The organism is Sphingomonas sp. BLHR8, from assembly GCF_056821725.1.
On record NZ_JBPDIM010000001.1, the window covers coordinates 1,378,417 to 1,392,209 of the forward strand.

General features: G+C 66.1%; 12 protein-coding genes and 2 pseudogenes. 8 read left to right on the plus strand and 6 right to left on the minus strand.

Annotated elements, in window-relative coordinates:
• Window positions 1-132 precede the first annotated feature (132 nt).
• From ACRYJK_RS06800 to ACRYJK_RS06810, 3 genes are all read left to right on the plus strand, one after another.
• Window positions 133-1,641 carry a fumarate hydratase gene (locus ACRYJK_RS06800; RefSeq protein ID WP_482666783.1) on the plus strand — a complete coding sequence of 503 codons (1,509 nt, stop codon included), beginning with the start codon at window positions 133-135 and terminating at the stop codon, window positions 1,639-1,641.
• A 170-nt stretch (window positions 1,642-1,811) separates the two neighbouring features.
• Window positions 1,812-2,447: a hypothetical protein gene (locus ACRYJK_RS06805; protein WP_482666784.1), complete on the plus strand. Its 636-nt coding sequence runs from the start codon at window positions 1,812-1,814 to the stop codon at window positions 2,445-2,447.
• Window positions 2,448-2,457: 10 nt separating this feature from the next.
• The gene (locus tag ACRYJK_RS06810; protein WP_482666785.1) at window positions 2,458-2,748 is read left to right on the plus strand and encodes a hypothetical protein; all 291 of its coding nucleotides are present in this window, start codon (window positions 2,458-2,460) and stop codon (window positions 2,746-2,748) included.
• Here ACRYJK_RS06810 and ACRYJK_RS06815 read toward each other — a convergent pair.
• A complete protein-coding gene (locus ACRYJK_RS06815; protein WP_482666786.1) occupies window positions 2,720-4,003 on the minus strand; it encodes a serine hydrolase domain-containing protein in 1,284 nt (427 codons plus the stop codon). The genes ACRYJK_RS06810 and ACRYJK_RS06815 overlap by 29 nt on opposite strands.
• 357 nt (window positions 4,004-4,360) lie before the next feature.
• On the opposite strand from ACRYJK_RS06815, the gene ACRYJK_RS06820 reads away from it, so the two are divergent.
• On the plus strand, window positions 4,361-5,362 hold the full coding sequence (locus ACRYJK_RS06820; protein ID WP_482666787.1) for a TerC family protein: 1,002 nt from the start codon (window positions 4,361-4,363) through the stop codon (window positions 5,360-5,362).
• 103 nt (window positions 5,363-5,465) lie between these two features.
• On the opposite strand, the gene ACRYJK_RS06825 is transcribed toward ACRYJK_RS06820, so the two are convergent.
• The gene (locus ACRYJK_RS06825; protein WP_482666788.1) at window positions 5,466-5,879 is read right to left on the minus strand and encodes a response regulator; all 414 of its coding nucleotides are present in this window, start codon (window positions 5,877-5,879) and stop codon (window positions 5,466-5,468) included.
• Window positions 5,880-6,114: 235 nt separating this feature from the next.
• Between ACRYJK_RS06825 and polA the strand changes: the two genes are divergently transcribed.
• Complete coding sequence (gene polA / locus ACRYJK_RS06830; RefSeq protein WP_482666789.1) at window positions 6,115-8,949, plus strand: DNA polymerase I; 2,835 nt, start codon at window positions 6,115-6,117, stop codon at window positions 8,947-8,949.
• A 71-nt stretch (window positions 8,950-9,020) separates the two neighbouring features.
• Window positions 9,021-9,485 carry a hypothetical protein gene (locus tag ACRYJK_RS06835; RefSeq protein WP_482666790.1) on the plus strand — a complete coding sequence of 155 codons (465 nt, stop codon included), beginning with the start codon at window positions 9,021-9,023 and terminating at the stop codon, window positions 9,483-9,485.
• Between the two features lie 31 nt (window positions 9,486-9,516).
• Here ACRYJK_RS06835 and ACRYJK_RS06840 read toward each other — a convergent pair whose 3' ends face one another.
• Window positions 9,517-10,434, minus strand: a complete 918-nt coding sequence (locus ACRYJK_RS06840; protein WP_482666791.1) for a DMT family transporter — start codon at window positions 10,432-10,434, stop codon at window positions 9,517-9,519.
• A gap of 64 nt (window positions 10,435-10,498) precedes the next feature.
• On the opposite strand from ACRYJK_RS06840, the gene ACRYJK_RS06845 reads away from it, so the two are divergent.
• Window positions 10,499-11,596, plus strand: a complete 1,098-nt coding sequence (locus tag ACRYJK_RS06845) for an alkene reductase (protein ID WP_482666792.1) — start codon at window positions 10,499-10,501, stop codon at window positions 11,594-11,596.
• 2 nt (window positions 11,597-11,598) lie between these two features.
• On the opposite strand, the pseudogene ACRYJK_RS06850 reads toward ACRYJK_RS06845, so the two are convergent.
• From ACRYJK_RS06850 to ACRYJK_RS06860, 3 genes and pseudogenes are all read right to left on the minus strand, one after another.
• Window positions 11,599-12,477, minus strand: a pseudogene (locus ACRYJK_RS06850) (YifB family Mg chelatase-like AAA ATPase); the annotation flags it as partial.
• A 184-nt stretch (window positions 12,478-12,661) separates the two neighbouring features.
• A complete protein-coding gene (locus ACRYJK_RS06855) occupies window positions 12,662-13,006 on the minus strand; it encodes a VOC family protein (RefSeq protein WP_482666793.1) in 345 nt (114 codons plus the stop codon).
• 202 nt (window positions 13,007-13,208) lie between these two features.
• Window positions 13,209-13,574, minus strand: a pseudogene (locus tag ACRYJK_RS06860) (tyrosine-type recombinase/integrase); the annotation flags it as partial.
• Window positions 13,575-13,610: 36 nt separating this feature from the next.
• On the opposite strand from ACRYJK_RS06860, the gene ACRYJK_RS06865 reads away from it, so the two are divergent.
• On the plus strand, window positions 13,611-13,793 hold the full coding sequence (locus ACRYJK_RS06865; protein WP_482666794.1) for a hypothetical protein: 183 nt from the start codon (window positions 13,611-13,613) through the stop codon (window positions 13,791-13,793).

Consider the following 13,793-nt stretch of genomic DNA (forward strand, 5'->3'; position numbering starts at 1 on the left):
GATTGCAACTCGCATCGAATCGCGCATAGTCCCGGCACGAGTTTCGGGAGGGGAGAGCCCGGAAGGCTGGCCGGAGCGCGCTACAGCGCCTCCGGCCTTTTTTTGCGCGGCGCGTCTCGCTACGCGCAGCGGATGATCACCATCCGCGACACCGACATCATCGACAGCGTCGCCGACGCGCTGCAGTACATCAGCTACTATCACCCGCTCGACTATATCCGCGCGCTGGGCGACGCCTATATCCGCGAGGAGAGCCCAGCGGCGAAGGACGCGATCGCGCAGATCCTCACCAACAGCCGCATGTGCGCGGAGGGCCACCGCCCGATCTGTCAGGACACCGGCATCGTCACCGTGTTCGTACGCTGGGGGCAGGATTGCCGGCTCGAATCGAAGCTGTCGTTGCAGCAGGTGGTCGATGAAGGGGTGCGCCGAGCCTACCTCCATCCCGACAACCCGCTGCGCGCCTCGATCCTCGCCGACCCGGCGTTCAGCCGCGTCAACACGCGCGATAACACCCCCTGCGTGCTGCACGTCGAAATGGTGCCCGGCGCGACCGTTTCGATCGACGTCGCGGCGAAGGGCGGCGGCAGCGAGAACAAGTCCAAGTTCAAGATGATGAACCCCAGCGAATCGATCGTCGACTGGGTGGTCGAGACGGTGCCGACGATGGGCGCGGGCTGGTGCCCGCCGGGGATGCTCGGAATCGGCATTGGCGGCACCGCGGAAAAAGCGATGCTGCTCGCCAAGCAGAGCCTGATGGCGCCGATCGACATGGCCGAGTTGAAGGCGCGCGGGCCGCGCTCGCCAATCGAAGAGCTGCGCATCGAGCTGCACGACCGCGTCAATGCGCTTGGCATCGGCGCGCAGGGACTAGGCGGGCTCTCGACCGTGCTCGATGTGAAGATTCTCGACTGGCCGACGCACGCAGCTTCGAAGCCGGTGGCGATGATCCCCAACTGCGCCGCCACCCGCCACGCGCACGTCACGCTCGACGGCAGCGGCCCGGCGAAGCTGCCGTTGCCCGACCTTTCGCAGTGGCCCGACGTCGCCTGGGCGCCCGACGCGGCGGCGAAGCGCGTCGACCTCGATACGCTGACTCGTGAGGAGGTGGCGAGCTGGCAGCCGGGCGACCGCCTGCTGCTCAACGGGCGCATGCTCACCGGTCGCGATGCCGCGCACAAGCGCATACGCGACATGCTCAGCCGCGGCGAGCCGCTGCCGGTCGAGTTCGCTGGCCGCGTCATCTATTATGTCGGCCCGGTCGATCCGGTGGCGGGCGAAGTCGTCGGCCCCGCGGGTCCGACCACCGCGACGCGGATGGACAGCTTCTCCGACATGATGCTCGACCTCGGTCTCCTCGCCAGCGTCGGCAAGGCCGAGCGCGGCCCCACCGCAACGCAAAGCATCGCCGCGCACGGCACCGCCTATCTGATGGCGGTGGGCGGCGCGGCCTATCTCGTCGCGCGTGCGATCACCGCCGCCAAGGTCGTCGCATTCGAGGATCTGGGCATGGAGGCGATCTACGAATTTGCGGTGCGCGACATGCCCGTCACCGTCGCCGTCGACGCCCGCGGTGCCAACGTCCACGTCACCGCCCCGCAAGTCTGGCGCCAACGCATCGCGGAGAGTGTCAAAGCGTAAGTCTTCATGCTTGGCTGAAGCAGCGATTTTTAGGTTCGATCCGCAGCTTGCGGAATGCGAGGCGACGTTTAAGCTCCGACCCAAGAGGTAATTTTGTGACGGACGAGCTTCAGGATAGGAGACATCGGCACAGACGGCGGTGGCGGGGTTTGGCGTTCGCCGCGCTGCTTGTGCCAGCTACGGCCTTCGCCAGTCCGCGTGTCCTGATGTTTCCCGAGCGCACGCCGATCGGTGACACCGTCATCTATTCGGTTTCGCCGGTGGACCGCATTGCAATGGCGCAAGTCCTTCTGCGCGCCGACGAGCTCGCCAGGGAAGGACCCTTGGGCAACATAAAGGTCGGTCGACGAGTTTATCTGACCGATGGCGGGTGGCGGTGGAAGTTGCTGTCAGCCGGGGGCGGTGGCACGTTTGGCTTTACTCGCCCGATCAGCGACATTGTCGATGACGCTGTGGTACTAAATCGCGCGAACATCGCCCGAGACGAGATTCGCGGACATAGCGGGATCGGCGGGCGACGGACGTTGAGCGGGACAACCGCGCACGAACGCGCGCACATCGCCGCGCGACAACGATACGGCGCTATCGCGCTCGTCTTCACACCAGCCTGGCTGCGGGAAGGTCTGAGCGACGTGGTCGCCCAAGAAAGCAGCCTTTCCGCTGACGACGTTATGAAACTTGAGGAGACGGGAACACGTCACCCGGCCTTGCTCTATTATCATGGCCGCAGGCGCGTCGCAGATGAGTTGGCGCAGGCTGGGGGCGACGTAGATAAGATGATGGCCCGCCATGGGGTGCGTCGCTAGCGCGTTTGACGTGACCCCGCTCCCTCCCGAAAGTTGGCTGTCCGTCGGGCTCGTGTTCATGCTCGGCGTCGCCAATTTCGCCATGCATCGTTGGGTGCTGGAGAGCGGCGATGATCGCGTGCTGGAGGCGCTGGCACCGATTCGGCGGCTGCTCGGGCATAACGCAAGCTACGTGCTCGAATATGTGCTGCTCGCGCTGGCGATGGGCACGGCGACGCGGGCGCACCTGCTCGCCCCGGTCCTCTACGGCGTTTACACGTCGATGAGCGCGCTCACCGTCGTCTGGGTGAAGCGCGGCTGATCGGCCCGGGGTAGCCGGCGGCGGTGAGGGCGGCCTCCTCCGCCGCGCTGAAATCGGACCGGGTTCCGCGCGCCGCGCCATTTTCCGGAAGGCCGGTGACGATCCACACTACGCCGGTGCGCCGGCGGGGGTCGATGAAGAGACCCGAGCGTAGCGAATAGGCTTCGCCCGAATGGCCGAACCGCGTCACGCCGTCGCCGAAGGGGTCGTCGCGGCATCCCGCGCGCGGTGTGGCGAGCGCGTGGAGGGCGAGCCCGTAGCGGCAATAAAAGCCCCCCTCCCCGCCTTCGCCGATATCCGCGCCGAGCCCGCGGACGTGCGCCGGCGACGACAGCAACGCACGCACGGACGCTGGGCGGAGGACGTTATCGCCGCCGCGCAGCAGCATCTGGCCGATCCGCGCCAGACCCCGCGCGGAAATCCGCAGTCCACCTTGCGGCGAAAACGCGCTGCCATTGTGCGCGAGGCGATAGCGAGAAAGGTCGCAACTCCCGTCGGTCGCCGGCGTCACCGGACAAGCGGGCAGAACGCCGCGCAAATCGTCGCGGGCGACCTCTCCCGAAGGGCGGTAGAGCGTCTGCGCTCGCGTTGCCGCATCCGCCGGGCAACCCGACCAGTTGAAGCACGCCTCAATGCCGAGCGGTTGAAAGAGCAAGCGTTGCATCAACCGATCAAAGCGCTCGCCGGTGGCGCCTTCCATGGCGGCGGCAATGATCGGAAAGTTGGTGTTGGCGTAACGAAAGTCCCCGCCCGGCGCACGTCGCATCTCCCAGGCGTCGGGATTGCGAAGGTGCGCTTCGAGGTCTCCATCGAGCGGCAGGGTATAGCCTGCGGCATCGGTCAAACCTGCGCGATGCGACAGCAACTGCCGCAGGGTGATCGTCCGGGCGGGAAAGCCCGGATGGCGCAGTCGCCAGCCAAGGTAGCGGGACACGTCAGCGTCGAGATCGACGCGGCGCTGCTCGGCGAGGCGCATCACCGCGATGGCGACCGTCAGCTTCGAGATCGAGGCAACGCGCACAAGCCGGTCCCCGTCGACCGGGTGACCAGCGACATCCGCGACTCCTTGCGCCAACCGCGTCTGCTCCGCTCCGGTCGCATCGAATCCAAGCACGACCCGCGTTCGCCAGGTCGCCGGGTCGTCGGCGGGGGGCGCCTCCGGCGGGACGGCGGGCGCGGGCACCGGTGTTGGCTCAACGCCTTGGCTCGACGCGGGCGAGGTCAGCATCAATATGGGTCCGAGCAGGAAACGCATGGCACCACGCTATCGGCAATCGCTCACCGCGCAAGGATCACCGGTCCATTCGCCAAGTCGAACAGGCTAATCGATAAAAGCGACCGTAGTCCCCTTGTCGGGCAAAGTCGGTCGCCTTAGATCGGCCTCGTACGACCCGGGCCCCTCTGGCGCGGTGGCTGACCCTCCCCCCTTCTGGTCGCCGCTGCGTGATGTCGGTTCGTATCGGGACTGCCGCGTCCGCGCGGGTTGCCCGAGGGTCCGGCGTAGATACCCTCCTCCCCCTAACTACGCCGGACCCGTCCCCGGGCAACGGCCCGCTGTGCGCTGCACGGCGGGCCGCGTTCCGTTCACGTCAACGGAGCCAAGGGGCACGAAATGGATTTATGGGCGGATTTTGCGGGCACGCCGGTCATTTTCTGGCTGGGCTTTCTCGCGCTGGTCGTTGTGCTGACGGCGTTCGACCTCGGCCTGCTGCACCGCAAGAACACGGAAATGGGGATCGCCGAATCGCTCAAGCTGTCGGCCTTTTATATCGGGATCGCCATGCTGTTTGGCGTGTGGGTCTGGATCAAGCGTGGTCCCGAACTCGGCATGGCCTATTACACCGGTTTCTTTATCGAGAAGGCGCTGTCGATCGACAATGTCTTTGTGATCAGCCTGATCTTCACCTACTTCGCGATCCCGCGCATGTATCAGTATCGCGCGCTTCTGTGGGGGATCATCGCGGTGATCGTCCTGCGCGGCATCATGATTGCTGCGGGCGCGGCATTGGTGCAGGAATATTATTGGGTTCTCTACATCTTTGCAGCGTTCCTGATCTTTACTGGGGTGAAGATGATGTTCGCCGGCGACCAGGAAATGGACGTCGCGCGCAATCCGGTGGTCCGGTTCCTGTCGCGTCACCTCAACGTGACGCCGCAACTCCATGGCGAAAAGTTTATCGTCCGGGTTCCGGACCCCAAAACCGGCAAACTCGTCCGTGCGGTGACCCCGCTTTTCCTGGCGCTGGTGGTGATCAACCTTGCCGACCTCGTGTTCGCCGTCGATTCCGTGCCAGCAATCTTTGCGATCACGACCGATACGTTCATCGTTTACACGTCGAACATCATGGCCATCCTTGGCCTGCGCGCGCTCTACTTTGCGCTCGCCGCGATGGTGCATCGGTTCCACTATCTCAAATATGCGCTGGCCATGGTGCTGGTGTTTATCGGGTCGAAGATCTTCGTCGCCGACTTTCTGCTCGGCGGGGGGAAGTTCCCGACGTCGATCAGCCTTGGCGTAACCTTTGCGCTGATCCTTGGCGGAGTCCTCTACTCACTGTGGAAGACGAAAAAGGACGATGCCGCAATTGCGCACAGCCGCCCGCCGACAACATAAACTGGAGTCTGGGGGACCTACACGGCCCCGCAACGTCGGAGCCATACCAACGAAATTGATGTCGCCGACCCTACTCCCGCTGCACGCGGGGGAGGGCTGCGCGTCAGGCGAAGGAGCGCACAAACTCCGGCGTGCTGACATGCACGCCGCGCCGGCGATCGATCGCGTAGCTGACGATCCGACGAATAATCTCGGGTGTGCAGGGCTTCTGCACGACGCCGAAGGCGCCGGGCACGCCGCCCTTCAACAAGCGCGGGTTGCCGGTGATGAACAGCACAGAGATGCCGCGCGCGATCAGCGATTGGGCAATCTCCACCCCCGTCGGACCATCCGAGAGGTTGAGGTCGACCAGTGCGAGGTCGGGAGTTTCGTTGGCGAGCGCCAGCGCTTCGTCCGTGTCCGACGCAATCCCGACCGACTGGCAGCCGGCATCCTCCACTGCGCACTCGAGGTCCGCAGCAATCAGAAACTCGTCTTCCACGATCATAACCCGGGCCAAAACGCACTCCGATGACATCACAAAACTACCTGTAATGCGCGCGAACGGCTGATGAGCGCTCGGGTTCCAAAGCTTTTCCGTCCGAAGCTAACATGGGCGGGTTGTGGTTAACGGCGCGTCAACGGCTTCGCAAGCCGGCGGTCACCATCCTGTCACGCAATTGGGCATCGACGACAACGCCGATCCGCTCGACCGCAACCTGCTAAGCGCGTTCGCCTAGCCCGTGAACGCGGCCGCTGTTAGGACGCCGCGCATGGCGCGCAACCACCTCTATCTCGTCGACGGCTCAGGCTATATTTTCCGCGCCTACCATCGCCTCCCGCCGCTGACGAACCCGCAGGGCGTGCCGGTGGGAGCGGTGTACGGTTATACGGCGATGCTGTGGAAGCTCGCCGACGGGCTCGACAAGGCGGAGGGGCCGACGCACCTCGCGGTGATCCTCGACCACAGCGCCGCCTCTTTCCGCAACGAGATGTACGATCAGTACAAGGCGCACCGCCCGGAGCCGCCGTCCGACCTGGTGCCACAGTTCCCGCTCATCCGTGACGCCACCCGCGCCTTCTCCCTGCCGTGCATCGAACTCGAGGGCTATGAGGCGGACGATCTGATCGCGGCTTATACGACGCAGGCGCTCGGACTCGGCTGGGACGTGACGATCGTGTCTGGGGACAAGGACCTGATGCAGCTCGTCACCCCCGACAAGGGCGACGGCAGCCCGCACGTCGACCTTTACGACACGATGAAGAACGCGCGCATCGACGTCGCGGCGGTGGAGGAGAAGTTCGGCGTCGGCCCCGACCGGCTCGCCGATGTGCTCGCGCTGATGGGCGACAGCGTCGACAACATCCCCGGCATCGCGGGCATCGGTCCCAAGACCGCGGCGAAACTGATCCAGGAGCATGGCGACCTCGAGAGCGCCCTCGCCGCGGCGGCGACGATGAAGCCGGGCAAGCTGCGCGACAACCTCATCCAGTTCGCCGACGATGCGCGGCTGTCGCGGCAGCTGGTCGAGCTGTGCCGCGACTGCCCGACGCCCGAACCGCTGGAGAGCTTCAAGCTCGACGGCATCCCGCCCGATCCGCTGCGCGCGTTCCTCCTCGAACATGGCTTTCGCGCGATGGCCAACCGGCTCGAGGGCGGCGCGGCGAGCGGGCCGGTGCGCCCATCGACAATGGTCGAGCCGCTCCCCGGCACCGCGCGCGGCCAGCGTAACGCCGCACGGCCGCCCAGCGCGGGCGAGGGGCTGCCCAAGCGCCCCGACATCGACCACAGCCGCTACAGCCTGATCACCACCGCAGAGCAGCTCGACATCGTCATCGCCGCGGCGCGGCAGTCGGGGACGCTCGGGCTGCATGTGGTTTCGGACACGAGCGTGATGCACCAGCCGCTGATCGTGGGTTTGGGGCTGGCAATCCAGCCGGGACAGGCGGCCTATGTCCCGCTCGGTCACCGCGGCGCGGACCTGCTGGCTGCGCCGCCGCAGCAGCTCGACACCGCCGCCGCGATCGCGCAGCTGGCGCCGCTGCTGGCCGATGCGAGCGTGCTCAAGGTCGGCCACGACCTCAAACCCGAGCTGCTGTTGCTGGGTGAGGCGGGGGTCTGCGCGGCCGGCTATGACGACACTATCCTCCTCTCCTTCGCGCTCGACGCGGGCAATCAGGGCCATGGTTTCGAGGAGGTGGCGCGGCGGCTGACCGGGCACGAGCCGCTGACCGCCAAGGGGCTCACCGGTTCGGGCCGCAACGCAGTGCCGCTGGCAGCGCAGGAGCCCGCCGCGGTGATGACGCTCGCCTGCGAGCGCGCCGAACTCGCGCTGCGGATGCACGAGGTGCTGAAGGACCGGTTGTGGCGCGAGGGCGCGACGCGGGTGTACGAGATGGTCGACCGCGGCCTCGTCACTACGGTTGCCCGGATGGAACGGCGCGGCGTGCTCGTCGACCGCGCGGAGTTGGCGCAGCTGTCGGAGGTGTTCTCCACCGAGACCGCTAAGCTCGAAACCGCGATCTTCGCTGAGGCGGGCGGTCCGTTCACCATCGGCAGCCCCAAGCAGCTGGGCGAGGTGCTGTTCGACCGGCTCGGCCTCAAGGGTGGACGCAAGGGCAAGTCGGGCGAATATTCGACCGACCAGAGCGAACTCGAACGTCTGGAGCGCGACGGGGTGAAAGTCGCGCGCCAAGTGCTCGAGTGGCGCCAGCTGACCAAGTTGCGCTCCACCTACACCGACGCATTGCAGCAGCAGATCGACCCCGTCACCGGCCGCGTGCACACGCGCTACAGCCTGACTGGCGCGCAGACGGGGCGGCTATCCTCGACCGACCCGAACCTTCAGAACATCCCGATCCGCACCGTAACCGGGCGCCAGATCCGCGAGGCGTTCGTCGCCGCGCCGGGCAACGTGCTGATCGCCGCCGATTACAGCCAGATCGAGCTGCGGCTGGCGGCGCACATGGCCGACGTGCCGCAGCTGAAGGAGGCGTTTCTCGAAGGCGCGGACATCCACAACCGCACCGCGCAGGAGCTGTTCGGCGAGGTCACCCGCGATACCCGCGCCAAGGCGAAAACGGTCAACTTCGCCATCCTCTATGGCATCTCGCGCTGGGGCCTCGCCAGTCGGCTGGAGATCGGCCAGGACGAGGCGCAGGCGATCATCAGCCGCTATTTCGAACGCTTCCCCGGCATCAGCGACTATATGCAGCGCACGCTCGAGGAGGTGCGCAGCTGCGGTTACACGCAGACCCTATTCGGGCGACGGACGTGGTTCCCACGCATCAATTCACGCAACCAAGCGGAGCGCGCGGGCGCCGAGCGCGCGGCGATCAATGCTCCGATCCAGGGCACCAGCGCCGACATCATCAAGCGCGCGATGACGCGCATGGACAAGGCGCTCGGCGATGCGGGGCTGGGCGAGGTGAAGATGCTCCTTCAGGTCCACGACGAACTGCTGTTCGAGGCACCCGAGGGGCTGGTCGAAGCCGCGACTCCGGTGATCCGCGAAACGATGGCCAATGCGGCGGGGCCGTCGGTAACGCTGGACGTGCCGCTCGGCGTGGATGTCGGCTTCGGCAAGAGCTGGGGCGACGCGCACTGAGTTGACGTCGATCAATCGACGACGCATTCAAGGCGAAGGGGATCGCCTTGCAAGCGATAAAGGGGACTTCCATGACCAAATTTCCCAAGGCACTGGCGGCGGTGCCGTTGATGGCGGGCGCGCTGATCGCCACGTCGGCGACCGCGCAAGACGCCGCGCTCCGCGCCACGTACGCCACGGTGCGCCTCGTCGCCGGCTTTCAGCCCGATCCGTGGTGGGTGCCGGTGCAGTCCGGGGGCAACATCGACGCATCGAAGCTGAATGGCTGCCGCGGCATGGTCAGCGCCGCGCCAGACGTCGAGCTGACCTACAGTGCCGGCAATCTGCCGCTCTACCTGCAGACGTTCGCTCAGAGCGACACGACGCTGGTCGTCAACGGACCCGACGGCCGCTGGTACTGTGACGACGACAGCGGTGGCGGACGCAATGCGCGGGTCATCTTCCAGCGCCCGCAAAGCGGCACCTACGACATCTGGATCGGCAGCTATGGTGGCGGCATCAACAACGCCCAGCTTCGAGTGAGCGAGGTCCAGTAACGGCGAATGCCTCTGCGCTCCGGCGGAGCCATCAGTCCGCCGGAGCGCGGGTCGGCAGGCGCACCAGGACGAGGCCTGCGGCGACCAGTACGCCCCCGATCGACTCGATCGGCGAGAGGCCCTCGGCATAGACGATCCAGCCGATCAGCGCCGCCACGACCGGTTGGGTCAGCAGCGTCAGCCCGACGACGAGCGCGCTGTAATGCGGCAGCGCGTACACCAGCAGCCCCTGCCCGATCACCTGGCTCGACAAGGCCAGTGCAATCACCGGCCACCAGACCGTCGGCACGATCGTCTCACCCAGCACGGCCGCGATCCCGAGCAGCGGCAACATACCCGCAGCGCTGGCGATGGTGAGCGTCTGGAACGGCGACAGCCCGCCGCGCGCGCGCTGCATCGCGAGCACGTATCCGGCGTACAGCACCCCCGCCAATACGCACAGGAGATCGCCGACCAGCCGCGCGTCGCCCGCCTGGCCGCTGTCGTGCATCAGCATCGCGGCGCCCGCCACGGCGAGGCTGATCGCCAAGGCTTCGATGCGGGTCGCCCAGCGCCGCGCGACGATCAACGTCGTGACTGCAAGGATCAGGCTGGCGGCGTTTCCGAACAGCGTCGCGTGCGCCATCTTGGTCATCAGAATACCGGCGTGCCAGCTCGCGAGGTCCGCAGCGAAGAAGAGCCCGGCCAGCACCGCAAGCATGATCAGGCCACGCGAGGGGGTAGTTCCTTGAAAGTCGCGGCGCGCAAACAGGAGCAGCAACGGCAGCGCCAGCGCCAATCGCCAGAACGCCGCACTGACCGGGCCGACATCGGCCAGCCGCACGAACAGCGGCCCCGCCGCCAGCGTCGCGTTGCCGACAAGCAAAGCAAGAAAGGATCCCCGCGGCGGCGTGCGTGTCTCGGCGACGGTGGCCGTAGCGTCGGCGGCGGGGTGGCTTGCGGCGGTCATGGGCGCGCCCTAGCTCCTCGGACCAGCGCCGACCAGCGTCTCACCCTGCGGAGTTCGTTCCAATATGCCCGACCTTTTCGACCCCATCCGCTTAGGCGCGATCGAAGCGTCCAATCGCATCGTCATGGCGCCGCTCACCCGCGGGCGCAGCGACGTGCCCGGGCATATTCCCCAGACGGCGCTCAAGGCCGAATATTACACGCAACGGGCAGCGGCAGGGCTGATCATTGCCGAAGCAACCGGCATCAGCGTCGAAGGCCTCGGCTGGCCCAAAGCGCCGGGGATTTGGTCGGACGAGCAGGTCGCGGCATGGGCGCCGGTGACGCAGGCGGTGCATGATGCCGGCGGACGTATCGTCCTCCAGCTCTGGCATATGGGCCGGCTCGTGCATCCCGACTTTCTCGACGGCGCGCCGCCGGTCAGTGCCAGCGCCACCACCGCGCCAGGATACGCGCACACCCCCAGCGGCAAAAAGGACTATGAGCAGGCGCGCGAGCTCGCCATCGAGGAGATGCCGCGGCTGCGCGAGGATTATGCCCGCGCCGCGACAAATGCGATGCGCGCTGGCTTCGACGGCGTCCAGCTCCATGCCGCCAATGGCTATCTGATCGATCAATTCCTGCGCGACGGCACCAACCAGCGTGGCGACACTTATGGCGGTCCGATCGAGAACCGTATCCGGCTGTTGTCGGAGGTAACCCAGACGCTGATCGACACCGTCGGCGCGGAACGCGTCGGCGTGCGCCTGTCGCCCAATGGAGAAACGCAGGGTTGCGACGATCGCGATCCCGCCGCGACCTTCACCGCCGCGGCGGCGGAGCTTCAGCGGTTGGGCATCGCCTGGCTCGAGCTGCGTGAGCAGAAAGAGTATGGCAACTTCGGCAAAACCGACGTTCCCCGCGTCAGTCCGTCGATCCGCCGCGTGTTCACCAACCCGCTCGTGCTCAATCAGGAATATCGCCGCGACAGCGCGCTCGCCGATCTGTCGAGCGGCCTTGCCGATGCGATCAGCTTTGGACGGCCGTTCATTTCAAATCCCGACCTCGTCGAACGGCTGCGGATCGATGCCGAGCTGGCGCCCGATGATTACCGGACCTGGTACTCGGACGGGCCGCATGGCTACACCGACTATCCGACGCTCGCGCGCGGCGAGGCCGCCTAGGCTTATCCGACGGGGCCCGTCCGCCGATAGCTGAGCGCTTCGGCGACGTGAATGCGGCCGACGCGGTCAGCCTGGGCGAGGTCGGCGATGGTGCGCGCCACGCGCAGCACGCGGGTGTAGCCGCGCGCGGTCAGGCGCAGCGTGGCCGCAGCCTGCGACAGCAGCGCCTGCCCAGCCTCGTCCGGGGTCGCGCACGCGTCGAGCACCGCGCCGTCGGCTTCGGCGTTGGTGCGCGCAGCTTCGCCTGCGTATCGCGCGGTTTGCCGGGCGCGCGCGTCGGCGACGCGGGTTGCGACCGTCGCGCTGCTCTCGGACAGGCTGCGCGTCACCAGGTCGGCGGCGCTCACCGCTTCAACGTCGACCGCGAGATCGATCCGGTCGAGCAACGGGCCCGAGACCTTCGCCTGATAGTCGGCGGCGCAGCGCGGCGCCCGGCTGCACGCGCGCGACGCATCGCCGAGCCAGCCGCAGCGGCACGGATTCATGGCCGCGACCAGCTGCACGCGGGCGGGGAAGGTGACGTGGGCATTCGCCCGCGCGACGCTGACGACGCCGGATTCGAGCGGTTGCCGAAGCGAATCGAGCACGCCGCGCTGAAACTCGGGCAATTCGTCAAGGAACAGGACGCCGAGGTGGGCGAGGCTGACTTCGCCCGGCCGCACGCGCAGCCCGCCCCCGACCAGCGCGGCCATCGATGCGCTGTGATGCGGCGCGCGATAGGGGCGGTCGCGCATCATCCGCCCGCCCTCCAGCGCCCCCGCGACCGAGGCGACCATCGAAACCTCGAGCGCTTCCGCCGCCGTCAGATCGGGCAGAATGCCCGGCAGGCAGGATGCGAGCAGCGACTTGCCCGCACCGGGCGGGCCGACCAGCAACAGGTTGGATATGGCTACACCGATCATGCGAAAGCCTGTGGCTTGGCGATCAAACGGCAACTAGTGGGCCGTTTCCGGACAGTCTGCTATCGAGCGCCGGACCTGGTCACGCGGACGTTCGGCTTACGACCCCATTGGGGTCATTTGGAGATTTGAGTGTAACTCCCGAGAGCGGTCGCAGAACTGTGCTTCACTCTCCGTCCAACAGCCCGACAGTATTTCCTTCCGGATCGCTGAACTCCGCATAGCGAAGAGTGTCGAACCCTTCGACTTTCACTGGGTCAGGAACCTCGATGCCCGCCTTCCGCAGCCGGGCGATCTGCGCGTCGGCGTCGGCGACGTGTAGCGTAACGGTCACCGGCTCACCCTTGGCATTATCGAGTACCTGAAACCATACGCCCTCGCGCAGATCCCACTCATGACAACTCGGCATCGGTTCGCGATCCCAGTCCCGGCCGAGTAGATCGCTCCACCATTTCGATTGCGCCGCGAAATCCTTGGCGTTCACGCTCAGGAAGACATTGTCGACTTTCATAACAGTTCTCTGGATTTATTCTTGTTGCCAAAATCCAACTCGCACGACGGCTACCAAGTTCCAGCCGCCCAGCCTCACGTCAGCTATCCTGCCTCGATTGCTGAAAGCAGACAGTCGCAAAACCACTCAATTGCAGCCAACCGCACCTTTCGAGGCGCAACCCGAAAGCGGTCGACCAGGTGAGGTCGACCGCCCGAAGGTGTCAGATTTCCGTGCGCTCCGCCAGTAGTAGTGCGTCTTCGACATCGACCCCAAGATAGCGAACGGTGTTCTCGATCTTGGTGTGACCTAGAAGTATCCGAATTGCGCGGATGTTCTCCGTAGCGCGGTAGATCATCGCGGCCTTCGTCCGTCGAAGCGAGTGCGTCCGGTACTCAGATTTCCGTAGGCCAATCGCGGTAACCCACTCATCCACCAAACGCGCATACTGGCGCGTGCTCATGTGTCCGGCGTGGTCGATCCTGCTTGGAAAGAGGTGCTCGCTGGTCGAGCCGCCCCGAGGTTCTAACCAGGAAAGCAGGGTTGAACGGATATCGGCTGTGAGCTCGAACTGAACTGGCCGATTGGTCAGACCGGTCGCCATCCGCGCTGGCGGCTTGCTCCTTTGGCGGCTGTTCTGTTCGCCTCGCTCGGCGCAATAGTCCGCGTCGTCTCCGGAACCGGTCCGATCCCCTTGCAGGAAGGATGGCTCCTCGCCGGCGAGCTTTGGATGCTTGGGTTCGGCGTTTTTCTTATTTACTTCGCACCGATGCTTGTTCTTCCGCGGGTGCGTCGTGGATCGCGCTAG

Coding starts and splice junctions, on each gene's coding strand:
- ACRYJK_RS06800 (WP_482666783.1), top strand. CDS start 133: ATGATCACCATCCGCGACACCGACATCATCGACAGCGTCGCCGACGCG.
- ACRYJK_RS06815 (WP_482666786.1), bottom strand. CDS start 4,003: ATGCGTTTCCTGCTCGGACCCATATTGATGCTGACCTCGCCCGCGTCG.
- ACRYJK_RS06820 (WP_482666787.1), top strand. CDS start 4,361: ATGGATTTATGGGCGGATTTTGCGGGCACGCCGGTCATTTTCTGGCTG.
- ACRYJK_RS06825 (WP_482666788.1), bottom strand. CDS start 5,879: ATGTCATCGGAGTGCGTTTTGGCCCGGGTTATGATCGTGGAAGACGAG.
- polA (WP_482666789.1), top strand. CDS start 6,115: ATGGCGCGCAACCACCTCTATCTCGTCGACGGCTCAGGCTATATTTTC.
- ACRYJK_RS06835 (WP_482666790.1), top strand. CDS start 9,021: ATGACCAAATTTCCCAAGGCACTGGCGGCGGTGCCGTTGATGGCGGGC.
- ACRYJK_RS06840 (WP_482666791.1), bottom strand. CDS start 10,434: ATGACCGCCGCAAGCCACCCCGCCGCCGACGCTACGGCCACCGTCGCC.
- ACRYJK_RS06845 (WP_482666792.1), top strand. CDS start 10,499: ATGCCCGACCTTTTCGACCCCATCCGCTTAGGCGCGATCGAAGCGTCC.
- ACRYJK_RS06855 (WP_482666793.1), bottom strand. CDS start 13,006: ATGAAAGTCGACAATGTCTTCCTGAGCGTGAACGCCAAGGATTTCGCG.